The organism is Staphylococcus gallinarum, from assembly GCF_000875895.1.
In the GTDB taxonomy this organism is placed as follows: Bacteria; Bacillota; Bacilli; order Staphylococcales; family Staphylococcaceae; genus Staphylococcus; species Staphylococcus gallinarum.
Genome location: NZ_JXCF01000202.1, coordinates 1 through 792, shown reverse-complemented (window position 1 = coordinate 792; position 792 = coordinate 1). Strand labels below are relative to the sequence as shown.

The 792-nt window shown below is 43.9% G+C and carries 1 protein-coding gene; it reads left to right on the top strand.

Annotated features, from left to right (window positions below; genetic code table 11):
- On the top strand, positions 1 to 792 hold a 792-nt coding region (locus SH09_RS17315; protein ID WP_158001744.1), incomplete at both ends, for a hypothetical protein.

Here is a 792-nt window from a genome sequence, read left to right as displayed (position 1 = left end):
AGAGTCGCTCTCGCTTACTGACGTTGAGTTACTCATGCTCGTAGAGTCACTTTCACTTACTGACGTTGAGTTACTCATGCTCGTAGAGTCACTCTCACTCACTGATGTTGAGTTACTCATGCTCGTAGAGTCACTCTCACTTACTGATGTTGAGTTACTCATTGAAGTAGAATCGCTCTCACTTACTGACGTTGAGTTACTCATGCTCGTAGAGTCACTCTCACTCACTGATGTTGAGTTACTCATTGAAGTAGAGTCACTCTCACTTACTGATGTTGAGTTACTCATTGAAGTAGAATCGCTCTCACTCACTGACGTTGAGTTACTCATGCTCGTAGAGTCGCTCTCGCTTACTGACGTTGAGTTACTCATGCTCGTAGAGTCACTCTCACTCACTGATGTTGAGTTACTCATTGAAGTAGAATCACTCTCACTTACTGATGTTGAGTTACTCATGCTCGTAGAGTCGCTCTCGCTTACTGACGTTGAGTTACTCATGCTCGTAGAGTCACTTTCACTTACTGATGTTGAGTTACTCATTGAAGTAGAATCGCTCTCACTCACTGACGTTGAGTTACTCATGCTCGTAGAGTCGCTCTCACTCACTGATGTTGAGTTACTCATTGAAGTAGAGTCGCTCTCGCTTACTGACGTTGAGTTACTCATTGAAGTAGAGTCGCTCTCGCTTACTGACGTTGAGTTACTCATGCTCGTAGAGTCACTTTCACTTACTGACGTTGAGTTACTCATGCTCGTAGAGTCACTCTCACTCACTGATGTTGAGTTACTCAT